This is a genomic window from Pseudoalteromonas sp. J2K-J031, assembly GCF_058197095.2.
The window spans coordinates 612,227-636,207 of record NZ_CM200280.1 but is presented as its reverse complement, the minus strand read 5'-3'; the positions used below and the strand labels follow the sequence as shown (position 1 = coordinate 636,207).

Sequence of the window (23,981 nt, the reverse complement as noted above, 5' to 3'; positions counted from 1 at the left end):
AAATATTAACTCAAAACAGCCTAAATGATTGAATCAAAATAGGAACTCAGTTATGGTTTGCTGATTAATAGCAACAAATGTAAAACGAGTAATTCTACAGACTCGTTATGTACTAAGGCACGGATATACAATCAGGAATTTTATAATAACCAAGGAAACCAAGGAGTAGTAAATGGTTAGAACATTAGTAGCTGCATCAATTCTATTATTAGCGGGCTGCGCGAGCCAACGTCCAGATCTTTCACTGGAAGAGTGGAAGTTAAGGGAGTATAAGAATCACAATAAAGAGGAAGTAATCGCAGCTGCACGAGAAGTTATTCGCCTTTCAGATCCAAGTGATGTCAACTTTGAAAATACTAGGGATGGATTTAATGCAACAAGAACATCACTTGGCTATTACGTAGTAGCAAATGAAATTGATGCATACGCATTTAATTTTGTCGCTCAAGAAAAAGATGGTGTTACAAGAACTAGATTAGAAATAGAAGAAACAGAGATAAATCAGAGCCTTCTAACTTTGGGGTTGCCAGTAGGTAAAAACGGAAAGCCAGACCACCCTTATGTATATGACCTTTTTTACGCTCGTATGGCATATTTACTCGGCGATAAAGATGAATGGCATAGGTGTGATGATGCAGTGAGTCGTGTATCTGCTAGATACGGTTTACCTAATGACGCTAGAAAGCTCGGAATGGCATCTATATGTGGAAAGTTTTCTGATGACAATATTCCTAATTCAGCATCTAAAAAAGTAGATCTGTTTTAAACAAAGCACATAACAAAGCGTTTAAGGCGGATTCGTAACAGTTGGCTCGGTTCCGCTTCGCTTCACATTTTAGCCAACTTTTACTCACCACTTAACGCGGCGTTGAGGCTGTAGAATTACTCTTTTTTAAGAAAAACAGGCTGTTTTCTGGGCTCCAAATGCATTAGCTAATGCCTTAAATGCGCTTAGAATTGATTACAGGAGCTCGTTTTTTAGTTAAATTTGGCTGTTGGAGTTTTTCTACAGTCTCGTTAGGAAAATGGAGGTAATATGAGCTTCAGAGTAGTAGAAGTTGTGGAATATCGAGATGAATGGGTAAGTGACTTCATTCGAGAAAAGAGAGTTATTCAGTCAGCGTTAAACTCTGACAATATTGTTGCTATTCATCATATTGGCAGTACTTCCGTAAAGGGTTTGTGTGCCAAGCCAATTATTGACATTCTTATCGAAGTGAAGAACCTTGATGCTTTAGATGCAAAAACTGATCATATGAACTCAATAGGTTACCGGGCAAAAGGTGAGTATGGAATTCCAGGTCGTCGTTATTTCCAAAAAGGTGGAGAGCAGCTTACTCATCAAATTCATGCTTTTGTTTCAGGCTCAGAGGGAGCGAATAGGCATCTTGCTTTTCGTGACTATCTTATTGCTTTTCCATCAGTAGCTTTAGCATATGGTCGTCTGAAACAAGAAGGTGCAGCAATATGTAACAATGACATTGGTGTGTATTGTGACTATAAGGATAGCTTTATTAAAGAGCACGAAGCTACAGCGTTGAAGTGGAAATTTGCCTAACAAGATAATTGGACTCCCAACCTATACACTGAAGTAGAAATTATTTCCGGAGCAAAAATATGTGACACCCACAAATATCTCGTTGAAAAACCACAATAGTGGGTCTAATTTTAATTAATCACTTCCTGTTTTGGTGGCTACTTTTTGCAAAAAAGGGGCGCAAGCAAGACGTTCGTTAATTGACTTAGATTCCACCCCTTCTATTCCCATTTAACAAAAGCACTGCATCAGTCGCTGTGTTCGCAGGGCATTTCTAGCGGGTTTTGATAAATACCCAGGTCAAAATTTTGAACATCGACGTGTGTGGTTAGTTGAGCGATTTAAACGGCTATCGCAAGTGTTTGCCATTGATATTGCGGCCTATGCGGTGATGTCGAATCAGCAAAATGCCGGGAGCATTTTACAACAGCGAAGCTGGTCGTTAGGTGTAAGGTAGGAGCCTGAAATATTACCATTTGGTGCTGAGAGTGGACAGAAGTCGCGCATTAAACTGGTCAAAGGAGGAAGTGATTGAGCGCTGGTATCAGTTGTATCACGGCACAATTTTGGTCGACCCTTTCTTAGGGATAGCAGGCGTAAAGGTGAAAAGCTCGATGAAGCCTATATGTACAGCGTTGATAAAACGGTCGAAGTTTGGCGAAATCGTTTATATGACATCAGTTGGTATATGCGTAACCTTAACGAGTTCATTGCCAGAGAAGCCAATAAAGAAGATAACTGCACAGGCCGATTATATTCGCCGCCATCCATGGCGCTCACCCTTCGGGCTGCCTAGCGGCATTAAAATTCATTCCAGATGAATTTTTGGGAGGGGCGCTTCCTTTTAAATTAAGAGCAATCGCAAGCGCTACTGGACGAACAAGCCGTACTCAGTTGCATGATGTACGTCGATTTAAACCCAATCAGAGCCAAAATGGCTAAAAACCTGCAAGATAGCGACTTTACATCAATTCAAGAGCGCATCGTACACTACAAAAAACAGTCCACGTCAGAAAACATCGAACACGATATCCAGCAACCAAAGCAACTGATGGCGTTTGGCAGTAACCAAAACAATCAAACCATTCCTTTGAAGTTATTGGCCTCTTTTATACTAACAGGCTAGAACTCGCCGATTGGAGTGGACGGCACATTGACCCAAAAAAGCGCGGTGCAATTAGCAAAACTCAACCTAAAATACTGGTCGAATTGGGAATAGAAACCGCCGTTTGGCTTGAGGCAGTACAAAACTTCCGACGACAATACAGTAACTTTGCAGGTCAACCGAGTGCGCTTAGGCAATGCGCCCATCAACATCAACAAAGTTGGTATCGCGGAGTCGGTTAGTCACAATCTCTAATCTGTATTTAAGTAAACGAGGCATCTGCCTCGTTTTACCATGCCTTAAAACCTGATAATTCGGAAAGTTTCAGTCAATTTATGCACCTAAACGGTGTTGATAGTAAAAAGCCGTAGCATCACATTCCCTCAAGCCGTAGTTATTCAATCTTTCACTTCCTTTGCTATTAAACTTGGTCTTGTTTTTTAATGCAAACTATTTAAAATCAATGAGATATATTTTAGTGTCGAATATTTTATTTATCTTAAAGAAGCCGCAACCCCCCATAGAAACCGCAAGAAAATCCATCAAAAACCCCGATTTAAAATATTAACCCAAAACAGCCTAAATAATTGAATCAAAATAGGAACTCAGTTATGGTTTGCTGATTAATAGCAACAAATAAAAACGAGTAATCCTACAGGCTCGTTAGGTAAAACGAAAGTATGGCGTTTCTTCTACTTTTTATTTATATCTGTTTAGTTTGTGGTGTAGTGTTTTATGCGAAAAAACGTAAAGCATATAGCCATTTCAGGTACTCAATAAGTGAATTGGGTGAGTTAGGCTCTGAATATGAAAAGCAGGTTTCATATTTTGTATTTTTACCCGTAGGACTGGGTTGCTTAATTGTTTCTTTTGTTACTTATACCAGTAATTATCCTGCTGCATTTTTATCTGGTGCTATTGGCTTGAGTTATCTTCTAAGTGCATTTTTTCCGTGCGATCCAGGAACACCTTTATTAGGAACTTGGAAAAACTCCATACATAATATTATTGGTGGTGCTTGTTATGCTGCGATGGCATATCAATTAAATGAATTAATGGACAGCGGAGCAACATGGTTTATAGAATTAACTTTTACATTGCTTTGTACTTTCCTATTAATATTTCTCGTTGGATTCCCTAAAGGTTTTATTGGTCTAGCTCAGAGGTTAGCTGAAACAAGTATATTTTTAAGTACGGCTTTGTTACTTTTGGTGTAAGTTTTACCAAACGAAAAACACATGATATCCATCAATATCTCATTGAATAAATAGGTTTTTAAACTTATGTGCTTATGATAATAACCTTTTAAACCTCGTTGTAGCGCAGTGCTTCGGGAGCTCTGTGGTGAAAATGTTTTATATCTGAAAAATACAAAACAGACTAAACGATTGATTCAAAATAGGAACTCAGATAAGGTTCACACCTTAAAAATTAATTATTCAACGAGTAATGTATTATATCGGTTGGGGTGTGATTGAATTACTCTAAATAGTCATTGTCAGCAACGTGACCTTTTGCAAGCACCACCGATAAACCTGAATTGATAACGTGTTTAGATGCAATTAATAAACGTTATTGCACAGGCATGCCTGCTTATGAAAGCCCCTATATTAGCTATGGCTATTGATACGGGCATTTTAGCAACACGATATACCGCTCTTGGGGCTAATACCAATCGTAATAAGTAACTGATCACCCTAGCTTGTTAAAACACTCGATAACTTCGTTAGATTTTTTTATTGTAGAATAACGACTTATCGAAAAAATCTGCCTTGTTCTCAAGCGTTTTTCTACGCTATTTTTGATCACTTACTTATCGTGATTGGTATAATATTTCAATTATTAGATCTAGACAAAAAAGCCCAATCATAGAGCGTATTGACGGATGCTGATTGGCTTTTTGTTACAGCGTGATAGGTTTTTTACCAATATAGTTAACATTAAAATGAAAAAGACAGAGCCTCTCTATGCCCGCCCTTTTAACTTTATCACTTTTTTTCCTCGTGGTGAAATGTACTTATTTGTATCCTGAGTCCTTTAAAGCCTGATTTTAATTCCTGTAAAAGCAATGAACTTTTGCTTTATTTTTAATCGGCTATTAACAAAAAAGATTGAGATAAAATAGGGACTAAGTTATCGTCTGTGCGTTGATTTAAATGAGATTTATTTGAGTAGTTTTACAGCTCGTTATGTGGTTATGGAGAAATATTAATATGCATTTATCAGATTTTATAACGGCTTGGCTACCGCTTATTCTTCTTTGGCTTATACCTATTATTTTAATATCCAGATCGAAAAATGTGTCAAAAAACGAGAAGTTAGCGTGGATTGTTGCCAGTATATTTATCAGTTGGGTATGCTTAATTTTGTTTTATTTACTTGCACCGCTTAAATCAGATCGCGAGTAGTTTCTTTATTCTCAACGGGTATTGGCAGGTGGTTTCTTATTATTTTTGTTGCTACTTATTTCTTTTTCTAAACAAGCCCTGCATCGCTGCCTGTGTATGCAGGGCTTTTTTAACCTAAACGGATATTAAGCCTGTAAAGGCCAAAATGTTGCCAGTAAAAACAGCGTGATAGTGCCAATGAAAATGTTCATCGGTAGGCCCACTTTAATAAAATCACTGAACTTATAATTGCCCGGTCCCATTACCATTAAGTTGGTTTGATAACCGAGTGGCGTGGCGAAACTGGCAGACGCCGCCATCATGATGGCCAGCACAAAAGGCTCGGGGTTTAACGCGGCTTTTTCGGTGATATCAAGGGTCAGTGGCAGCATTAATAAGGCCGCGGCATTGTTGGTGATGATCTCGGTTAACACTGACAAGGTGATATAAATTAAGATCAGCAGTAAGACAGCATTGCCCGCACTCATGCTGACGATGTTTTCTGCTAAAAAGCTCGACACACCGGTTTTTTGCAGTGCCGCGCCCAGCGCAAAAGAGGCGGCAATGGTGATCAGCACATTGAGATCTAAACTGCGTTCAGCCTGTTTAACACTTAAACACCCCGTAGCAAGCATCGCGCCTGCGGCAAGTAACGCCGCATTAAGCATATCTAGCCAACCAAAGGTCGCCGCAGTGATGGCGGACAGTAAAATTCCCCATGCCAGTTTAGCTTTATCATGGTTGGGGTGTTCGTGATCTAGCTCGTTAATTAACAAGAAGTCTTTATTGTATTTTTGGCGGCTCACAAACGCAGGGCGAGCTTCTAGCAATACTGTGTCACCCGCTTGCAGGGTAATGCCACCTAAGTTGCCAGTTAAACGCTCACCATTACGCGCAGCGGCCAGTACCACAGCGCCGTATCGGTTACGAAATTGTGCATCGCGGATGGTGCTGCCAATGGCTTCACAATGGGGCGAAATCACCGCTTCTACTAAGCGTCTTGCCGATTGATTATCTTGCAGTGACGACTCACTATCTAAATTATCGGGAGCTACAAGACCATTGATATTTAACAAGTCGGTGATTGCTTCGGTTGCGCCAGCAAATACTAAGCGGTCATTGCTGCGTAAAATTTCTTCGGGCGAGACGGCACTTAACACTGTGTCATTACGTTCAATTTCAATCAGATAAATACGCTTTAAATTACGAAGGCCTGCTGCGGCAATCGACTTTCCAACTAAGGGGCCATTTTCTTTCACCATCACTTCTAGGGTGAATTCACGAATGTTAGCAAATACGGTTGGGCTGGTGTGATGCGGTAATAGCTTTGGCCCAAACCAATACATGGCTGCTAAACCTGCAATAGCAACAGGTAAACCAATCAGGGTGATGTCGAACAAGCCAAAACCAGCGGTGCCCGTGAGTGTTTGATATTGACCATTAACCACTAAGTTAGTGCTGGTTCCTATGAGGGTAATCGTGCCGCCTAAGATCGCGGTGTAGCTTAGGGGGATCATTAGCTTTGAGGCTGGAATATTGATTTTTTTCGCCCATACATTCAGCGCAGGGATTAAAGTTGCAACAACAGGTGTGTTATTTAAAAAAGCGCTCAAGGTAACCACGGGTAGAAAAATTTTTAACAGTGCTTGGCGCTCGGTTTTGGGGGTTCCTAATGCTTTATTTACCAGTAAAGCAATACCGCCAGAGGCATGAATACCGGCAGCGACAACAAACATGGCGGCAACGGTAATTAAACCTGCATTGCTAAATCCGGCTAACGCTTCGGGGGCAGAGAGCACACCGCACACACTTAGTATGGTTAGTGCGGCCATCATTACTAAATGTGGGCTGAGTTTGGTTATGATTAAGGTAAATAACACCAGAAAGGTAAGGCCTAGAGTTAGCCAGCCATCAATGCTCATTTGTTGGATCTCATCGAGTTTAGTGCCGACATAATATTCCTTTTTTTATAACTTTGAATGGCTATTTTGCTGCAAGTATATTCTAAATAAGAATAGCAAATAACAAGAATAGCCCCCGAACGCTAGGCGTTGGTTTGATTTAATTATGATGGTTGGTTAAAGGTATGTTGGCGTGAAATGGCACGTTAATGTGAGGCTAAAGAGCGCATCACATCAGGCCGTTTATTTTAAAATACAGCTTAATACCAATCGTAATAAACCTGAGCTCTGGATAATAAATTTATCTCCAGCGGCTACTTTCAACACTAACGGCGTTGAATTTACTTACAATAGGGCAGCTATTGACGCGTAAATTCGCCTTGTTATCCTTAAACGTTACCGGCTACAGACTTGAAAAAACATCTACCAATTCAATATCAATACGTTAGTAAATCTCTTAACCAAAGCTCAGGTTAATAAATAACTGATCACCCTAGCTTGTTAAAACACTCGATAACTTCGTTAGATTTTTTGGTTGTAGAATAACTACTTATCGAAAAAACCTGTTTTGTTCTCAAGTGTTTTTCCTACGCTATTTTTGATCACTTACTTATCGTGATTGGTATAACTCAGTGCTTAGTTTTATTTTTACCAAATATCTTTGGTTTGTATATGGTTGATAATGGTATCTGCAAGTTGGGCATTATCTTTGGCTGAGGGATGAAAGTGGCAACCTTGATAGTCTAACTCGCTGAAAATGATTGAGTCGACATTGTGCATCCCATCGGTTTTGAGGGTCGCGACCACCTTGGTGACTTGCGTTGCAATTTCACCTGCTAATTGATCTGACGCCATTAAAATAAAATGGGTATTTGGATGGGCATTGTGCAGTGACTTAACAAAATGCACATAGTGATTGATGTAATCTTGTTGAAGCGCAGTGCGTGTTTTCCAGCGTTCGGTTTCATTAAGGTCGGTTGAAAAATCGTTAGTGCCTAAGCCAATCACCACAATGTGTGGTTGCCAATCACTGGCGTAAAGATCATGACTGTTGAGCTGCGTAAATGGGTAAAGGCTAAACAGGTTTTTATGTGGTGAATGGCCGTTGTAATTGCGTACCATGCCAAAACCAGAAGAAGCATTAATTTGGTAGTCTGCATTAAAGTGCTTGGCTACAAGTGGGCCAAAGGCCAGCTGTGAGTGAGTAGTGGCAAATACCTCGTCATCGGTACACACTCGAGTTTTTGAAGTGTTGCCATAACCAACTGTAAAGGAGTCACCAATAAATTCAATGCTGCGTTTTCTTTTGGGCATTGCTAATGCTTGGGTGTTTTTATCGCGATAAAAGCCCAAAAAACGACCGGTATTGGTTTGGGTTTCGGTTATTTTTTCAAGCCTAATTGTATGATTACCTGCTTTGAGGTTGTGTACTTGATACGCCAATTGTCCCGGTTTTTTAATTAATATCGGTGTTTCATTATCGATAATGAGCTGAAAATAATTGTTATCGTCATCGAATTTTAGGGTCAGTACATCGCCTGTTATTAAGGTTTTAAAGGCAGTTTCAAAGTAAATTGCAGGCCAAGAATAAGTGTACTGCGTATTGCCATTTGCATCTTGGGTGATGAGGGCGCGCCCGCCTAAATGTGCTGGCAGTTGCTGTAAATTAGCTGCGAAACAGGCATTAACAAAAAGCGATGCGCCGAGCGTTAAGCTAAAGATAATGCACTTCATAACAATCCTTTTAATCTTCTAAGTGTTTAATATTAAATCAAAATCATGCCACATCTATACGCCAAGCTGAAATAAATAATTGTGAAAACACAGCTCCATTTTTAACCTCAGTGTCGTGCTTTTTGTTTTCTTGGTGGCGCAATAATACTTTTTTACTTCACAACGACCGCTAATGCCGCGTTATGTGGCGATAAATCACATGCTCTAAATCAGGCAGTTTCTCAACATGCTTTTTATGGGGTTTTTAATCGGGGGTCGTGCCATTGCGTTATTTTTATCTGATACGCCATTTTTATTGTCATAAATGCAATTGCACATGCAAATGATAATGGTTATTATGCGCAACTTCGATATCAATGAATGTATTTAATTGCTTTTTAAGGAAGTACCATGAAACCTCGCCCGCTTTATTTAGCCTCAATTATCAGTGTATTACTCTCATCCGGTTCTGTTTTTGCTGAGGATGATGGCGCGCAAAATATGGAAGTCATGGTGGTGACTGCATCTGGTTACGAACAAAAATTAATAGACGCTCCAGCCAGTGTGTCGGTGGTAAGCCGTGCAGATTTACAAAATAAACCGTTTACTAGTTTGGCTGATGCACTACGTGATATTGAGGGCATTGATGTTGGTGCTGGGCAAGATAAAAACGGTAATATCAGCATTACTATGCGTGGTTTACCGGCCAATTATACCTTGGTATTGATTGATGGCCGCCGTCAAAGTGATGTCGGTAATATTGGGCCAAACAATTTTGGTAATAGCCAATTTATGTATATGCCACCGCTGGAAGCGATTGAACGTATTGAAGTGGTGCGTGGCCCAATGTCGACCTTATACGGTGCAGATGCTATTGGTGGGGTGATCAACATTATTACCCGTAAAAACATGGATAGCACGCATGGTAGCATGACATTGAGCAGTAATGTGCAAGAAGACAGCCAATATGGTAACGATAATAAAATTGATTTATACCTAACCGGCCCAAGTGGAGTTGAAGGGCTGACGTATGGCGTGCGTGGTAGTTTTTACGACCGCGCTGAAAGTGCACCGACGTATAGTGACAGCTTACCGCTACCGAATGGCTCAATGTGGGTCGATGATGGCAGTTTTGGCGATAAAAAAATTGTGGCCGCCCATAACTGGAATGCTGGTTTAAGTCTTAACTATCAATTTGATAGTAAAAATGACTTTGCGTTTGAGTATGACATTGCTAAACAGCGCTACGACAATACGCAGGGTCAAACAGGTACTTTAGATAGCCCTGTTAGTTTATGGCGAGTGAGTAAAGGGATTGTGCAACCACGTGTAGGTTATACGCCTTATCAACGTGTTGAGCGCGAGCAATTTGTATTTGCCCATGTGGGTCGTTATGACTTTGGTACGCTTTCAAGCAGCTTAACCCAAAGCCGCAGTGAAAATTTTGGCCGTTCTTTACCCCTTAATGTGCAAGAGCGTTTAGGTGTTCAGGCTATTTGGGATAACGCAGTGGCCGAGCAAGGCACCAGTAAACCTAAATTAACCGATGCTATTTATCAACAACTTGAAGCGCAATTTTTGCCACGTCCAGTGCGTACCTTAAAAATCGAAAATGTAATCTTAAATACCAAACTCGAATCAAATATCGATAACCACTATTTTGTGGTAGGCGCCCAATATTTTGATGCTTCGATGGAAGATGGCGTATTTGGTATGTATGGTGATGGCTTTCGCTCAGGGACCACGCAAGATCATCGCCAAAGCGCTATTTTTGCTGAAGATAATTGGGAATTAAGTCGCGAGTTAACAGCAACGTTTGGTGCCCGTTATGATCACCATAATATTTTTGGCTCACAAGTTAGCCCGCGTGCTTATTTGGCGTATGCGCCAAGCAATGAATGGACGTTAAAAGGCGGAGTGAGCACAGGGTATAAAACACCAGAGCCTAATCAGTTATTCCCTGGTATTACTGGTTTTGGTGGTCAAGGTACTAGGCCGTTTGTTGGCACGCCAGACTTACAACCTGAAACTAGCGTCAATTATGAAGTTGCCGCTTATTTTAATGGCAGCGAGGCATTAAGCGGTAATATCACCGTGTTTTATAATGATTTTAAAGACAAAATTATTAACCAAGACAATTTACCAAACTGTGAAGTTGCAGCCGCTAATACTCCCTGTGTTGAAATCGGTAAAGGTTGGGCGGGCGTTGGCAGCACCAGTTTTACTCAAGCAGCCAATGTGGATGAATCTCAAACTCGTGGTGTAGAAGTATCAGCGCGTTATCAATTTATTGAAACCTTAGCGCTTAGCGGTAATTTTACTTATACCGACAGTGAAGTGAAAAGCGGGCGTGACAGCGGTTTGCCGTTAGTGAACACACCAAAAAATATGTATAACGTGACGCTGGCATGGCAACCAATCGATCAACTGAGTGTGTCTTTGTTGGCTGAAATTCGTAGTGATCGGTTTCGTGGTACTGCTAATGTCGCAGGCCCTCAAGGGCCAGAAACACAAAAGTTATATTACAAGGCGTATGATTTATACCATTTAGCAGCGAGTTATAAGATTAATGAGAATCTTGCAATTAATGCACGTATTAACAATATCTTAGATGATGACTTATCAAGCAGAACGTGTTTGTTAGCAGCGTCACAAGACGAATATGAATGTACGTCTGATTACAATACAACGCAAAAAGCACGTAGTTACTGGGTGTCGCTCAGTTACAATTTTTAAGCAAAAGTAAAAAATTGTTTATCCCAAAGCCCGCGTGATTGCAGATCATGCGGGCTTTTTTATGACTTTTGGTTTATTACAACGTAACAGCATCACCTTCATTGAGTACAACAAGGGGCGTGGATGAACCCATTTGATCATACATATTTAATAAACGTACTAATGCCGAATGTGAACTGATGTCGCCCATTTTCCAACTGGCGTTACCATAACCCCACGGGATCATCACTTTACAGCCTAAGTCTTGGGCGGCTGTTAGGGCGTCTTCAGGAGTCATGTGCACATAGCGATACCATTTTGCATCCTCAGGATGATGGTAAGAAGCAATCGGTAATAAACAGATATCTATGTCGCCTAGTTGTTGTTTAATATCGGCAAAATGCGCCGAATAACCGGTATCACCGGCAAAAAAGAGCTTTTTACCTTTTGATTCTATAACCCAGCCATTCCAAGAGGCTTTAGCCCAATCTTCATATAAAAAAGGCACCCAAATTCGATTACTAAAATGATGGGCAGGCACGCTATGGATTGTGGTATCACCCACTTGCTGCTTGCTGTACCACGCCATTTCATTAATCTGATAACCGCCTTTTGGAAAATGATCGGCTAAACCCAGTGGCACATAAAAAGGCGTATTGGTCCCGATGTCAGCAATGTCTCGCTTATTAAAATGATCGTAGTGAACGTGTGAGTACATAATTGCATTGGCATGAGTGAGTTCTTGCTTACTTAATTGTGTAGGTAAATTACGATAAAAGCCGCTATTAAGTCGAAAGGCTAAATCAACCGGCCAATCAAATTGTGCTGTAACAGGGTCAAACAAAAATTGCTGGCCATTGTCAGTGGTCACTTGAAAACTGGCATGGCCAAGCCATTTGATTTTAAAACCACTGTTAAGGGCAAGCGTTGGCCTTGGGCCAATATATTGGCATTGCTCGGCGGGTTGGTCTGTTTTACATTGCAATTGAGGGTGAGGCTGATAACAGTTTTCTGTGCAGGTGAGCGGATAGGTTTTTTCACCGCTGTATTGGTTTACATAGCGGCCATCATCCCCTTTAAATACTTTACTTTGTGGTTGAATAATTTGGTTTATATGATTGGCTGTACTGCAGCCAGTGAGCAGGGTGATACTGCCAACTAATAGGATTTGAATAGAGTGTTTCATTGAGTTTTCAGGTGGTCAAAATTAACGCTAAAGCGATAGTAACCCGTTTAACAGAAGATTTCAGTAGCAAAATCTAAAGAGATTATTTCACTATACTGACTGCAAGCACATGTTCAATCTGTTGTTTTTTACCATTCCACACGTATTTATAATGGCCGGCTTGAATGGGAATGGTCACCGCTTTGGGTTTAAAGGCTGCAATGCATTGCCCGCCTTGTTCTCTAACACTGTTATAAATTAAGCCATTGCTGCCAAGGCTGCGTAGCTGTTTAGCAAATTGCTGGGGCGCAGAGTAATCATCTTGATGCAAATGTGCATAAGTATCTGCTCGAATATCATGCAGCGGCAGTGCTACTTTATTGATATAGCAGCGCATGGTGAGTTCGATATCGGGCTCTGCGGTGGCTGCTAAAAATTTTTCGCGGTGATAAATGGTTTCACTAAAGGCGGTATTGAGCTCTTTTGCACCGTAATATACGCCATATTCGCGGCCATCGGTAAAGCGTGTTGCAATGCCAATATGAGTAAATGCCGCCATCACCGGCGTTGAGCCAACCCCACAAATTCGCTCCTCACTGGGTACTAAAGCAAGGCAACCTGCTTGTTCGCGCAGCCTATCGTTGGTCAGTGATTCAATAGCAAAGACTATCTCTAAATCTTGTGGATCGGCAACATTTTCAAATAAATCAATAGGCGGAAAGTGACTCGGAACAAGGCGATAGACATTTTCCCAGTCTGGTAAACAACTATTAACCTCGTTGAGCATCAAGATACCTTCTTAAATCACTCAGTTGGATTAAGCTACCCTTGAGCATAAATTCAAGGGCGGTTTGGCCATTAAAGGCTTGGTTGGGTTTATGTGGCCACGCATCGGCTTGAGCGCGAGTTGGAAACAAAATCCCAAGCGCTTTATAAATCCCCATAATGTAAGAAATACGTTCAAGGGTATCGTAGGATAATGCCGATACTTTGCCTTTTTTCCAGTTGTAAAAGGTTGATTCGGCAGGTTTGCCAAGTAAGGTAATTTGATCTTTTCCTTTCACATGCCATGCATTCATGATGTTAAAAAACACGCTGAGTGCGACCTGTGCTGTTTTTTCGGGATGGGTATCTAATACCTGCGCTGTATTTGTTGACATGTTATGCCTCAACACCTTGCCTTAATAATGTAATGTTACTCTCCATATAAAGTAAATTCAAATTTTGCTTTATATTTGGTGTTTTTATTGTGGTGTCGATTCCAGTTCATCGGCTGACACTGTATTGCTATTATTTTCACTTAAGGGGGAGTCGAGTTGCTCAAAGGTATTTAATTGCAGCATTTGTTCAGTAAAACGTTTTGCTAAACTTGCACACTGCAATAAGTTATCTACTTCAGGCAAACCTTGCTGTAACGCGTTAGATAATATCGCCATTTTTAAATGCTGATAATCAGCCAGTGCCTCTTGCCAAGATTGTTGATCAGCAGTTTGGCATACATAGTGGGCTTGCTTTAACCATTGTGTCAGGGCTAAACGGGGTGATGCATCGTGCTGTGTACTTGCTAAATCAAGGCTCGAAATTTGTTTTAGTGCATTATTTGCATTATGTAAGTAATGACTTGCAATCAGTACTTGCGTGAAGCTATGGGCATGTTGTTCAGTTAATTGTTGCTGCGCGCAGTTTTGTACAAACAGGTTTAATTGATTGAGTCCTTGTTCAATTTGAGCCATCGCCGCCGGTTTTTGCTGTGGCTGTACCAAGCTTTGTAAATCAATGCTGAGCACCTGTGCGTAGAGTTGTTTTAATTCGGTTTGTGCGGCGCGCGTTGCTAAATCAGGGATTTGGCTAATATTGTTATCAAGCTGACTGGTTGTCCCTGTTCGCTTTTGATTAAAGCATCGTAGCAAATACGCTGACATACGAGGCTCTAGCGGCAGCATTAACATGACACCTAACAAATTAAAAACACTATGAAAAATAGTGACTGTTAAGGTTGCTGCTGAAGTAAAGTTTAAGGTGTGTTCAAGCCATGAAATGCCCAATAATAATGGACTGATAAGCAATAAAGCTACTACCGCGGTGACGCAGTTAAACAATACATGTGCAAATGCGAGGCGTTTTGCGTTTGCAGTCGCCCCTAATGTAGCTAATAAAGCGGTAGAGGTGGTGCCAATGTTGGCACCAATCACTGCGGCGGCTGCAAGTTCTAAACTGGCCAATTGAGTGGCAACTGCCGTTAAAATCAGCGCCAAGGCCGCACTGGATGACTGAGTTAATACGGTGAGCAAAGTACCTAATAGCAAACCTGCAATATAAGCATTACCAATCCATGCGCTAAACGCCGCTAAGTCAATTTGGCCCGTAAGTGATGAAAAGGTTTGTTGCAGCGCACCAATACCCATAAAGAGTAAGCCAAAACCAGCGAGCGCCATACCAAAAGAGCGTGCGCGATCACTCCAACCAAAAACTTTTAAAAATGCCCCGATACCAATTAAAGCAAATGTATAGGCATCGAGTTTAACGGTAAAACCAAATAAGGTGACGAGCCATGCGGTGAGTGTGGTGCCGACATTGCTACCAAAAATAACCCAAACAGATTGGCGAAAAGTCATTAAACTGGCATTAACGAAGCCGATAGTGGCAACGGTAACGGCACTGGACGATTGCACTAATGCGGTCACAAGCACTCCTGCAGCAAAACCTCGTGATCGGCTTTTGGTCCACGTGCCAAGTAAATGCTCAAGCGCTTTACCTCCCGCAAGCTTTAGCCCTTCAGTGAGTAACCACATACCAAGTAAAAATAATCCTAAGGCGCCAAGCAGTTGCAGCATAATGATCCTTGTCTTGTTAACGGAAAAAGTGCGCGTAAATACGCAACTTATAATTTACCATTTTAATAAACGTTATTGAAATCATAGAAGTATTACACATGATATTGATCAATGAAGTGTTAACTAAGGGAAAGTGAACAGGCTAAAAAGCACGATGAAAGCCAAAACGATGCTGTGAAAGTCGCAGCGCTGGATAAGAGATATATTATCCAGTTGTGAGTTTAATGAGTAATATTGGTTTCAACTAATTGAGCCAATAACTGCAAGGATTCTTGCCAAGCTAAATAGCAAGCTTCGGTTAAAATCACTTCAGGAATGCCTGCTTGTACAATGGTGACATCAGTTCCTGATATTAATTTTTTGAAGGTAATGGTGACGAGTACTTCACCGCTTAAATTAGGATCATCAAATTGGTCGGTATAACGAATACGCTGATCGGCAATGAGCTCTAAATAAGTTCCACCAAAAGAGTGTGCTTCGCCTGTGGCAAAGTTATGAAAGTTCAGTGAAAAAGTGCCGCCTTCGGTGGCATTGATATGTTCAACACTGCATGTAAATCCGTTTGGTGGTAACCATTTGCATAATGCAGGTCCATCTAAAAAAGCACGATAAACACGGCTTACAGGCGCGCGCAGGACGCGATGCAGCTCAATGGTGGATGTGGGCATAAAAACTCCTCTGTTAAGATAATTAGTAGGGTTTTTGTAATGTGACTTTTCAGTTATAGCAGAGCACACTAAGAGTGGTTAATTTTTAGCCTGATAGGAGTTTTAAACACTGTAAGCCATTTACTTTCTTAAAATCAGCACGTAAAGGCTTGAGTATTACTAAAGAAGCACGGTAGATTGGCGGCTATGATGAATTCAACGAAAAATTGTTAATACAAGAGGCGCATATGTCGTTAGTAAAAATGGGAAAAACGATTGTTGCTTTAGGGTGTATGGCGTATTTAAGTGCGTGTAGCAGTTTAAATTCAGTGCCTTTATACCAAGTGAGTGAAGCCAAACTCAACAGCCAAGTGGCTGGGCAATTGGCACAATTGACTCGTAATGAGCACATCATGGGGTTACCGGTCACGTTATCGGTGCAGCAAGCCGATTTTATTATTGGCCCTGAAGGGCGAGATGTTTTAAATATAGCCATCAAAGCGCAAGCGGCTGTGAGTGTGTTTGGTTTAAATTATCCGGTAACGCTTAACACCGCACTTGAAGCTTCACCTGAATATCGCAGCCAAGATCACAGTGTGTATCTTAATTCATTGCAAATTTTAAACTCCTCGATTAGCGCACCGGGCTATAAAGGAAATTTAAAGCCTATCGATCAGCGTTTTCAGAGTATGCTCAATGACTTTTTAGCTAATAATCCGGTGTATCGCTTAAATGAGGCTAATCCGACTGAGCGTTTATTAATGGCAATGCCATTAAATTTACGGATTAAAAGCGGAGCGATAGAGCTTACGCCTAAATTAAACTAGTACTTTGTCGCGTATCTTTACGCTTTGGTTGAGGGGGTCGATATGTTCATACACATTTGTTTACGATCATTCATTGGTGTTTTGTTATAATTTTGTTACTTTAATATCAGGTTCAAGCAGCGAAGAATAAAAGATGAATAATGATTTTAAAGGACTGTGTTTATTTTTAGGGCTAGTAGGGCTTGCCTATGTGGTCATGTTGCTTGTATTAGTGGCGTTTACAGGCCTTAAAATAGCTAAAAGTATTTTGTTTATTCTACTGTTGTCATCAAGTTTAATTGCATTTGGTTTAAAGCCCGAGGTTAGAGCAAGGATTATCAGTAGGGCAAAAGCAGCTTTTGGCCGTGCAAGCTAATCATCATTCAACATTATGATCACTGCCTGAAACCGATTTTTATCTCGTATTGATGTTACGCACGACTAAAGAGTCGCTTTTTAACAGTTTAAAATTAAAACGGTCGTTAAAGTAAACTTACTTTAACGACCGTTTTGGTTTGAGCTTAGATATTTTAAGCATCTAACACAACATTAGTAATACCAATCACGATAAGTAAGTGATCAAAAATAGCGTAGGAAAAACGCTTGAGAACAAGGCATATTTTTTCGATAAGTAGTTATTCTACAATCAAAAAATCTAACGAAGTTATCGAGTGTTTTAACAAGCTAGGGTGATCAGTTATTTATTACGATTGGTATTAAGCACGCACTTGGCCATTACCCGAGACTAAATATTTTTCGGTGGTCAGTGATTCAAGCCCCATAGGCCCATAAGCGTGCAGTTTTGTGGTGGCAATGCCGATTTCAGCGCCTAAGCCTAACTCGCTACCATCTGAAAAGCGTGATGAGGCGTTAATCATTACGACAGAGGCATCAACTAAACGTTGAAATAATGCAGCGCGCATGGGGTCTTCGGTGCAGATCACTTCGGTATGGTTACTGCCAAATTGATGAATATGATCTAAGGCTTGTGACATGTTATCGACCACTTTTATGGCTATTTCTAGGTCTAAATACTCTTCACCAAATTGATCATCGCCAAGTAACGTCGCGTCTTCAAAAAAAGCAAACGCGGTTTTACAGGCATTTATTTTTACTTTATGCATTTTAAAGGCATACGATACCAAAGGTAAAAATTGCGCCATAATATCGCGATGTACAATTAGGCCTTCTAACGCATTGCAGACACCGGTACGCTGAGTTTTACCATTAAGAAGTAGGTTAAGTGCTTTTTCTAAATCAGCTTCTTTATCAATGTATAAGTGACACACGCCTTTAAAGTGCTGAATCACCGGTATTTTACTGTTATCAGTAACAAAGTTTATTAAGCCTTCGCCACCACGGGGAATAATCACGTCGATGTGATCGCGTTGTTGCATTAAATCCATCAATAAAGCACGCTCCGCAGTAGGTACGACAGTAACGAGTGCTTCGGGTAAATCAAAAGAGCGCAATACACTTTGCAATACTTTTGCAATGGCTTTACTTGAATTGAGCGCTTCTTTACCACCACGTAAAATAACGGCGTTACCCGATTTAAAACACAGTGCTGCTGCATCAGCTGTCACATTCGGGCGCGCTTCAAAAATCATGCAAATTACGCCCAGGGGCATCCGCATTTTACTTATTTTTAAGCCATTCGGTTGCGTGCCTAAATCACGCAGTTGCCCCACAGGGTCGGGTAAACTGGCGACTGTTTCAATGCCATGAGCCATAGCTTCTATCCGTGCTTCGTTAAGCAGTAAGCGATCGAGCATGGCATCGGGAAGATTATCTTCTTTTGCTTGATTTAAATCGTCATGATTGGCCGCCAAAATAGCCGCTGAGTTGGCGCGTAATTGAGAGGCCATCTCGCGTAAAATTGTATTTTTTGTTTCTTCTTTTAAGGTTAATAACGTACGAGCCGCTTGAGCCGCTTGCTGTGATAACTGAGTAATGAGGTTCATACGTTCTCCAATAGCGCAAAATGTTTTTCTGAAATAATAGAATTATGTTGTGGGTGTGCAGTACCCACGATCTTAGGTGTGGTAGGTTGCTGTTTTACATAGTTAAGTAAACAGCTACTAAAGTTTGTAGTGGCCTTTGCCATGCGTGTACCATCATCACTTCTCAGTAAAATGGTATCCCCTACCGAGAATTCACCCTTCACCTCAAGAATGTCATCACTGGTGATGACCGGTGACTCAGGGCTAAAATGGTTTTTACTTTCATCAATAATGAGTTCGCCACATTCTTTGGTGGTGTGTGTCATCCAGTGTTGACTTGGTGAAAGCGGGCTTTGGCAAGCGACAAAATGTGTGCCTGGATTTTGGCCTTCAAGTAAATAATGGAACGACTGAGCTTTAAAACCATTAATGATGTACGTATCTATCCCTTGTGCTGCTGCTTTTTGTGCCGCCTCAATTTTGGTTTGCATACCCCCTGTGCCAGTGGTGCTGACAGCACCGCCTGCCATTGAAAAAATTTCAGGCGTAATATGGTCTACTTTCTTGAGTAATTGAGCATCACTGTATTTATGAGGGTTTTTATCATAAAGCCCATCTACATCGGTACAGATCAACAAGGCATCAGCATCAACAGCAGCTGCTGTCATGGCGGCTAAATTATCATTATCGCCTACTTTGAGCTCTTCTGAGGTGACTGTATCGTTTTCGTTGACTATTGGCATGATCCCACTATCGAGCAGTGACTCTATGGTGTCTTTGATACTGATGTAGCGTTCACGGTTACATAAATCGGCATGCGTTAATAAAATTTGCGCAACAGGCAAACCAAGCAGCTTATCCCACATAGCCATCATTGCGGTTTGGCCCGCTGCAGCCATGGCTTTTTTAAGTGCTGGGTTGGGTTGTTTGTCATCAAATAAATAGCGGCCGGCCGCTACTGATCCTGACGACACTAAAATGACTTGTTGGCCTTGCTGGCGAAAGTGGTGGATAAAATCAGCAATATTTTTTAGGTATTTTTCACTGCAGCCCCTGTCCGTTGGTGCAATAAGCGCACTGCCAACTTTAATAACTAAACGTTGCTTTTGTGTAATTGACATACGTCCTCTTTATTTAATTATCAGTGAAAAATGAGAATTTTTTGCTGTGACTACGCCTGCTAACTGCGCTTGTCTGAGTGATAACCAGCAAATATTAAGAGAAGTAAGATGGGATTGCTGATGAGACTGAGGTGCATGGTGCCCCATCAGGGTTTTGTAAAGCGTAGTGATAGATTGCACAGCCATACTACATTTAAGAAGGTTCATTTCATTCCTGTTTTAGATTGTATTCAATTTAATAATCGCGTGGGCTATTGCCAGAGTGATTAAGTTATTTCATATAAAAACCTATATGAAACAGTTGAATATTACTTTTAGTGTATCATCACTTTCAGTTTTAACGTCAAACTTGATTCACTACTAATAATTAGTGTTCTACCTATTATATTGCCCTTAAATTGGTTGCAATTCAACCTTTTTAAATTTTTCATTTTTAAGGTGTTGTTTTTAAACGCTTAAATATTTATTTTTATAATCTAATCTATTTTTGTTAGAATTGAATTAATTTGAGTTGTATTGAGTTGTGTTATGAAACAGTACCAAGAGCTTTTAGTATCAATAAGACAAGTGATCCGTGCCATTGATTTATATTCAAAAAAGCTAAGTAAAGAAACAGGCCTTACAAGCCCTCAATTGTTGGTATTACAAGCTATCTCACAGCAAGATGGCGTGATGGTAAAAGAAATTGCTGAACAAATTAATCTCAGTTCAGCCACCATTACCAGTATTTTAGATCGTCTCGAAGCAAGAGAATTAGTTATTAGAGAGCGTTCAACCACAGATAAACGTAAAGTAGGGATCTCTTTAACAAGTAAAGGTGTTGATATTATTAAAGATTCACCGACAGCACTGCAAGAGCACTTTATTGCCCGATTTGAATCCATGCAAGAGTGGGAGCAGTCACAAATGTTGGCGACGATGCAGCGGATCGTAAGCATGATGAATGCAGAGAACCTTGATGCATCGCCAGTCCTCGAAGTGGGGCAACTACAAAAGCAAACTACAAGCGAAAATAGTTAGAGTACAAACAATCAGCATTAAGGGTAAGCGTGTTCACATTAGTTTGGTGTGCTGAGATGTGATGCCTTAAGGTGCATTTTTGTGAGCTAAAATGTGAGCTAAAATGTGAGCTAAAATGTGAGCTAAAAACTGCGTTTATATCAGTCTAAATTAAGATTAGCTTCGTATTTAAAATATATAAAATCGGAGCTTAGTTTATGACCACACCTAACGTTGCCTTTTGCTGCGGATTATTACTCGCCACTTTACCGACATCTGCCGTTGATTTAACACAGCTTGAATGGGGTGTGGTGAACGATACCGTGATGGGAGGCATTTCACAAAGCACACTCAGTTTGATTGATAATAAAACGTTATTGTTTAGCGGCCAGTTGAGCCTTGCTAACAACGGTGGTTTTGCCTCGGTGCGCGCGCTATATTCGATGAAAAGCAGTGCACCAAACAAAATGCAATTGTCAGTAATTGGCGACGGTAAATTGTATCAACTGCGTTTGCGAGTTGATAAATACCTAGACGGCCCCGCATTTGTGTACCAATTTCAAACAAAAGCCAATCAACAACAGACTTTCATCCTTTCACCAAGCGATTTTACGTTGCAATTTCGTGGCCGCACCATTGAGTCAAGTTATCAATTACAGTTTTCGGATGTAAGATCGCTGGGCTTTTTAATTAGCGCCAAACAAGCGGGTGAATTTAACTTGGCGATAAATCAACTATCGCTTATTCAAGAAGCCTAAAAGTAAATCACTAAAGTTTTAGATAATAAAACTGCGAGGCAGCTATTTACTTTAAAGTGAGTTGATCATCTTAATGCTGTATTGAATGATCAACTCAGTGCAAAGGGTTATTTACCCACCACAAACATCTGTTCAAATAAATTCATTACTTGGCTGACGGCTTGTGGTGTGACGTGGCGCAAGTCACTTTGCCACGGATCTTTTATGCACTCTGTCACCATTTCATAACTCGGAAAATAATAGGTATCAGGGTGGGTCGATGTAAACTCTTCAGCTGCAACCCGAAGCACTGCTTTTGAATGAGTATTGGCTGAAATAACATGGTGGGTTTCGCCGCGACCAGTGGCTAAAAATGGCACAGGTGATACGCTGACGATTAGTTTAATCGTTGGATTATATTCTTTCAAAATGTCATAAAAGGTTTTGAGATATGCGACATTTTCAGCCACCGTTAACACCCTATGTTGCAATAAATGATGCGAGTTAGCTTTTGGATTGCGCGAGGCAAAAGTACCATCTCTAAATTGCCAGGCCTCATTTAAGCCTAACGTGATAATAAATACCTCACTTTGTAAAAAGGCCTGACGCACTGCCTCAACATGTTTTGGGTAGTCATTAAAAAAGGCTTGAGGAGAGCTAAAATCAACACCTTCGCGATAAGGATCGTACAAGCGGTTAAGTTCAGGGTTCCAAATTAAGCGCTTTTTGAAAGGCCGCTGGTTAAATGCTTTTTGGGCTAATTGGGTAAAGCTTGGGGTATTAAACAAAATACCATATTGCGCCGAATAGGCTGAAAACGGATCAAACGCTGAAAAAATATCATACATCACGCCGGTATATTCTTGAGGGATCCTTTCAGTAACTACATAGTTAAAACTATTTTTTTGAAAATATTTGGCGATTTCGACCGCAAAACAGCTGCCTGCACTGCCAACCGCCGTGGTTGGGGTGATAAATTTATGTGCTTTAACGAAGGGTAAAATACCATAAATCTCTCTGGGGTATTTTGCATGGCCTGGGTTGGGCCAAAATATTTTAGTATTGTCGATACGATATTTTTGAGTCGATGCTAGACTGGCTTCTTTAAATTGCGCCAACTCCCATAATGCTTGGTAAATTGAGCTTTGAAACTGCGTATTGTTGATTTCTAGCTTCAATAAATCATCGATAAACCCCAGAAAGTGAAATTGATCAGGGATCTGATCTTTGTCGAGTAAAGTTGATAAATTTTTCGCTAAATAACTGATTACTTTTGAGTCAGAGAAAATTTCGTGTAACTCAAACTCTAATTGCTCTGCGGTATGAATGGCGTTGGTTTTATCAATTAAGCATACCTCAGGCTGGTGAATGAGGTGCGGGTATTGGCTTGCGACATAATCATACAGTCCATTAACCAAAATCTGATTTATCGGTGGTTTACACAGTTGGTATATTTCATGCCATGAAATAGGAGAGGGCATTAGCGATAAGCACAAAATAGTATCGGACGGATTGAGCGAAAATTTAATGCACGCATCATGAATATTAAGCGCAATCAGCTCACCAAATGGTAGTTCAAGCTCGGTAATACTCGGCTTTTGATTTAAGTAATTGAGCACCTCAGTAATATCGTCAACTTTGTTATTAATGTCGTTGTCGAACAAATAGCCATAATATTTTAATATGTTGACATTATCGCGAGCTAAAAAACTGAGCGTTGTGCGGTTTTTTTCGTGGTTATTTTTACTGCTTGGGTGTGGGATCTTTAAATACAAATTGAGCGAATTTTGCGGTAAAGATTGATTACCCCATAATTGGTCTTGGGCACTTTGTTGGCTGATATACCTAAAACCCGCAACAAAAAAACGACTGCCAAAATGGGCCTCAATACAGTTAACTAACGCAGGCTGTAATAAACTTTCAAGTGTTTGCAGTGATATTGTTTGATTGTCAGCATCCTTGACTAACAAAGGGGTTGTTGCTTCAAGTTGATGTTGATCAAGCCCTTGTATAACCGAAGGTTCATCAGGCAATGCTTGCGTGCTACCTGAGTATAATTTTTTGGCCACACTGTACACTATGCCTAAGCTTAATTTGTGTTCAAAGTGATAATCATCGTAGAGGTATTTTTTCGCCCTTAAGCTGATAGTGTTACCATTTTTGAGTGTTATTTCAGTTAAATCATCAATGTGCATAAAGTCCATTTAATTCCCCTACTATTTAATGCTGCTTGTTTGATTATGAGAGTGATTCTATTTTTGCGCTGATTTGTACAATTTATTGGCACAAAAAACATAAAAACTAATCTAAGCAAGAAATAGTCCATTTTTAAATGGTTTTTAGGCAAAGAGCTGCGGGTATAAACGTTTTT

20 protein-coding genes are annotated in these 23,981 nt (G+C 40.5%); 10 read left to right on the top strand and 10 right to left on the bottom strand.

Annotated elements, in window-relative coordinates:
* The first annotated feature begins 172 nt into the window (after positions 1–172).
* The 5 genes from AC3KZC_RS20065 (at position 173) to AC3KZC_RS20045 (ending at position 3,859) form a co-directional block, all read left to right on the top strand.
* Complete coding sequence (locus AC3KZC_RS20065; protein ID WP_214552263.1) at positions 173–766, top strand: hypothetical protein; 594 nt, start codon at positions 173–175, stop codon at positions 764–766.
* A 270-nt stretch (positions 767–1,036) separates the two neighbouring features.
* Positions 1,037–1,558 carry a GrpB family protein gene (locus AC3KZC_RS20060; protein ID WP_490577140.1) on the top strand — a complete coding sequence of 174 codons (522 nt, stop codon included), beginning with the start codon at positions 1,037–1,039 and terminating at the stop codon, positions 1,556–1,558.
* A 604-nt stretch (positions 1,559–2,162) separates the two neighbouring features.
* On the top strand, positions 2,163–2,333 hold the full coding sequence (locus AC3KZC_RS20055; protein WP_490577138.1) for a hypothetical protein: 171 nt from the start codon (positions 2,163–2,165) through the stop codon (positions 2,331–2,333).
* A 138-nt stretch (positions 2,334–2,471) separates the two neighbouring features.
* Complete coding sequence (locus AC3KZC_RS20050) at positions 2,472–2,663, top strand: hypothetical protein (RefSeq protein ID WP_490577137.1); 192 nt, start codon at positions 2,472–2,474, stop codon at positions 2,661–2,663.
* Between the two features lie 659 nt (positions 2,664–3,322).
* Positions 3,323–3,859: a hypothetical protein gene (locus AC3KZC_RS20045; protein WP_490577136.1), complete on the top strand. Its 537-nt coding sequence runs from the start codon at positions 3,323–3,325 to the stop codon at positions 3,857–3,859.
* Between the two features lie 1,316 nt (positions 3,860–5,175).
* Here the strand turns inward: AC3KZC_RS20045 and AC3KZC_RS20040 are convergent.
* Positions 5,176–6,951, bottom strand: a complete 1,776-nt coding sequence (locus AC3KZC_RS20040) for an SLC13 family permease (RefSeq protein ID WP_490577134.1) — start codon at positions 6,949–6,951, stop codon at positions 5,176–5,178.
* A 627-nt stretch (positions 6,952–7,578) separates the two neighbouring features.
* Complete coding sequence (locus AC3KZC_RS20035; RefSeq protein ID WP_490577133.1) at positions 7,579–8,664, bottom strand: SGNH/GDSL hydrolase family protein; 1,086 nt, start codon at positions 8,662–8,664, stop codon at positions 7,579–7,581.
* A gap of 390 nt (positions 8,665–9,054) precedes the next feature.
* Here AC3KZC_RS20035 and AC3KZC_RS20030 point away from each other — a divergent pair, with 390 nt between their 5' ends.
* Positions 9,055–11,379, top strand: coding sequence for a TonB-dependent receptor domain-containing protein (locus AC3KZC_RS20030; RefSeq protein WP_490577132.1), 2,325 nt, complete (start codon positions 9,055–9,057; stop codon positions 11,377–11,379).
* Between the two features lie 76 nt (positions 11,380–11,455).
* Here the strand turns inward: AC3KZC_RS20030 and AC3KZC_RS20025 are convergent, their stop codons facing one another.
* The 5 genes from AC3KZC_RS20025 to AC3KZC_RS20005 all read right to left on the bottom strand — a co-directional run bounded on the left by AC3KZC_RS20025 (position 11,456) and on the right by AC3KZC_RS20005 (position 16,025).
* Positions 11,456–12,544 carry an MBL fold metallo-hydrolase gene (locus tag AC3KZC_RS20025; protein ID WP_490577131.1) on the bottom strand — a complete coding sequence of 363 codons (1,089 nt, stop codon included), beginning with the start codon at positions 12,542–12,544 and terminating at the stop codon, positions 11,456–11,458.
* An 82-nt stretch (positions 12,545–12,626) separates the two neighbouring features.
* The gene (locus AC3KZC_RS20020) at positions 12,627–13,310 is read right to left on the bottom strand and encodes an RES family NAD+ phosphorylase (RefSeq protein ID WP_490577130.1); all 684 of its coding nucleotides are present in this window, start codon (positions 13,308–13,310) and stop codon (positions 12,627–12,629) included.
* Positions 13,294–13,683 (bottom strand): MbcA/ParS/Xre antitoxin family protein, encoded by a 390-nt coding sequence (locus tag AC3KZC_RS20015; RefSeq protein ID WP_490577129.1) that lies wholly within the window; start codon positions 13,681–13,683, stop codon positions 13,294–13,296. The genes AC3KZC_RS20020 and AC3KZC_RS20015 overlap by 17 nt, the downstream gene beginning before the upstream one ends.
* Positions 13,684–13,767: 84 nt before the next feature.
* A complete protein-coding gene (locus AC3KZC_RS20010) occupies positions 13,768–15,357 on the bottom strand; it encodes a Na/Pi cotransporter family protein (protein WP_490577128.1) in 1,590 nt (529 codons plus the stop codon).
* Positions 15,358–15,578: 221 nt separating this feature from the next.
* Positions 15,579–16,025, bottom strand: a complete 447-nt coding sequence (locus AC3KZC_RS20005; RefSeq protein ID WP_490577127.1) for an SRPBCC family protein — start codon at positions 16,023–16,025, stop codon at positions 15,579–15,581.
* Between the two features lie 227 nt (positions 16,026–16,252).
* Between AC3KZC_RS20005 and AC3KZC_RS20000 the strand changes: the two genes are divergently transcribed.
* Both AC3KZC_RS20000 and AC3KZC_RS19995 read left to right on the top strand, forming a co-directional pair.
* Positions 16,253–16,831 carry a YceB family lipoprotein gene (locus tag AC3KZC_RS20000; RefSeq protein ID WP_490577126.1) on the top strand — a complete coding sequence of 193 codons (579 nt, stop codon included), beginning with the start codon at positions 16,253–16,255 and terminating at the stop codon, positions 16,829–16,831.
* A 133-nt stretch (positions 16,832–16,964) separates the two neighbouring features.
* Positions 16,965–17,186, top strand: coding sequence for a hypothetical protein (locus AC3KZC_RS19995; RefSeq protein WP_490577125.1), 222 nt, complete (start codon positions 16,965–16,967; stop codon positions 17,184–17,186).
* A gap of 340 nt (positions 17,187–17,526) precedes the next feature.
* Here the strand turns inward: AC3KZC_RS19995 and AC3KZC_RS19990 are convergent, their stop codons facing one another.
* Together AC3KZC_RS19990 and proB are read right to left on the bottom strand one after the other, a co-directional pair.
* A complete protein-coding gene (locus tag AC3KZC_RS19990; RefSeq protein WP_490577124.1) occupies positions 17,527–18,774 on the bottom strand; it encodes a glutamate-5-semialdehyde dehydrogenase in 1,248 nt (415 codons plus the stop codon).
* On the bottom strand, positions 18,771–19,874 hold the full coding sequence (proB, locus tag AC3KZC_RS19985) for a glutamate 5-kinase (RefSeq protein ID WP_490577123.1): 1,104 nt from the start codon (positions 19,872–19,874) through the stop codon (positions 18,771–18,773). Before proB ends, AC3KZC_RS19990 begins: the two co-directional genes overlap by 4 nt.
* A 528-nt stretch (positions 19,875–20,402) precedes the next feature.
* Here proB and AC3KZC_RS19980 point away from each other — a divergent pair.
* Positions 20,403–20,894: a MarR family winged helix-turn-helix transcriptional regulator gene (locus AC3KZC_RS19980; protein WP_490577122.1), complete on the top strand. Its 492-nt coding sequence runs from the start codon at positions 20,403–20,405 to the stop codon at positions 20,892–20,894.
* A 197-nt stretch (positions 20,895–21,091) separates the two neighbouring features.
* Positions 21,092–21,631 carry a CIA30 family protein gene (locus tag AC3KZC_RS19975; RefSeq protein ID WP_490577121.1) on the top strand — a complete coding sequence of 180 codons (540 nt, stop codon included), beginning with the start codon at positions 21,092–21,094 and terminating at the stop codon, positions 21,629–21,631.
* Between the two features lie 107 nt (positions 21,632–21,738).
* Here the strand turns inward: AC3KZC_RS19975 and AC3KZC_RS19970 are convergent, their stop codons facing one another.
* Positions 21,739–23,814 carry a GSCFA domain-containing protein gene (locus AC3KZC_RS19970; RefSeq protein ID WP_490577120.1) on the bottom strand — a complete coding sequence of 692 codons (2,076 nt, stop codon included), beginning with the start codon at positions 23,812–23,814 and terminating at the stop codon, positions 21,739–21,741.
* Positions 23,815–23,981: the final 167 nt, after the last annotated feature.

Bases quoted from the DNA above. Each gene is read 5' to 3' on its own strand.
- AC3KZC_RS20065 (WP_214552263.1), top strand. From the start codon at position 173: ATGGTTAGAACATTAGTAGCTGCATCAATTCTATTATTAGCGGGCTGC.
- AC3KZC_RS20060 (WP_490577140.1), top strand. From the start codon at position 1,037: ATGAGCTTCAGAGTAGTAGAAGTTGTGGAATATCGAGATGAATGGGTA.
- AC3KZC_RS20055 (WP_490577138.1), top strand. From the start codon at position 2,163: ATGTACAGCGTTGATAAAACGGTCGAAGTTTGGCGAAATCGTTTATAT.
- AC3KZC_RS20050 (WP_490577137.1), top strand. From the start codon at position 2,472: ATGGCTAAAAACCTGCAAGATAGCGACTTTACATCAATTCAAGAGCGC.
- AC3KZC_RS20045 (WP_490577136.1), top strand. From the start codon at position 3,323: ATGGCGTTTCTTCTACTTTTTATTTATATCTGTTTAGTTTGTGGTGTA.
- AC3KZC_RS20040 (WP_490577134.1), bottom strand. From the start codon at position 6,951: ATGAGCATTGATGGCTGGCTAACTCTAGGCCTTACCTTTCTGGTGTTA.
- AC3KZC_RS20035 (WP_490577133.1), bottom strand. From the start codon at position 8,664: ATGAAGTGCATTATCTTTAGCTTAACGCTCGGCGCATCGCTTTTTGTT.
- AC3KZC_RS20030 (WP_490577132.1), top strand. From the start codon at position 9,055: ATGAAACCTCGCCCGCTTTATTTAGCCTCAATTATCAGTGTATTACTC.
- AC3KZC_RS20025 (WP_490577131.1), bottom strand. From the start codon at position 12,544: ATGAAACACTCTATTCAAATCCTATTAGTTGGCAGTATCACCCTGCTC.
- AC3KZC_RS20020 (WP_490577130.1), bottom strand. From the start codon at position 13,310: ATGCTCAACGAGGTTAATAGTTGTTTACCAGACTGGGAAAATGTCTAT.
- AC3KZC_RS20015 (WP_490577129.1), bottom strand. From the start codon at position 13,683: ATGTCAACAAATACAGCGCAGGTATTAGATACCCATCCCGAAAAAACA.
- AC3KZC_RS20010 (WP_490577128.1), bottom strand. From the start codon at position 15,357: ATGCTGCAACTGCTTGGCGCCTTAGGATTATTTTTACTTGGTATGTGG.
- AC3KZC_RS20005 (WP_490577127.1), bottom strand. From the start codon at position 16,025: ATGCCCACATCCACCATTGAGCTGCATCGCGTCCTGCGCGCGCCTGTA.
- AC3KZC_RS20000 (WP_490577126.1), top strand. From the start codon at position 16,253: ATGTCGTTAGTAAAAATGGGAAAAACGATTGTTGCTTTAGGGTGTATG.
- AC3KZC_RS19995 (WP_490577125.1), top strand. From the start codon at position 16,965: ATGAATAATGATTTTAAAGGACTGTGTTTATTTTTAGGGCTAGTAGGG.
- AC3KZC_RS19990 (WP_490577124.1), bottom strand. From the start codon at position 18,774: ATGAACCTCATTACTCAGTTATCACAGCAAGCGGCTCAAGCGGCTCGT.
- proB (WP_490577123.1), bottom strand. From the start codon at position 19,874: ATGTCAATTACACAAAAGCAACGTTTAGTTATTAAAGTTGGCAGTGCG.
- AC3KZC_RS19980 (WP_490577122.1), top strand. From the start codon at position 20,403: ATGAAACAGTACCAAGAGCTTTTAGTATCAATAAGACAAGTGATCCGT.
- AC3KZC_RS19975 (WP_490577121.1), top strand. From the start codon at position 21,092: ATGACCACACCTAACGTTGCCTTTTGCTGCGGATTATTACTCGCCACT.
- AC3KZC_RS19970 (WP_490577120.1), bottom strand. From the start codon at position 23,814: ATGGACTTTATGCACATTGATGATTTAACTGAAATAACACTCAAAAAT.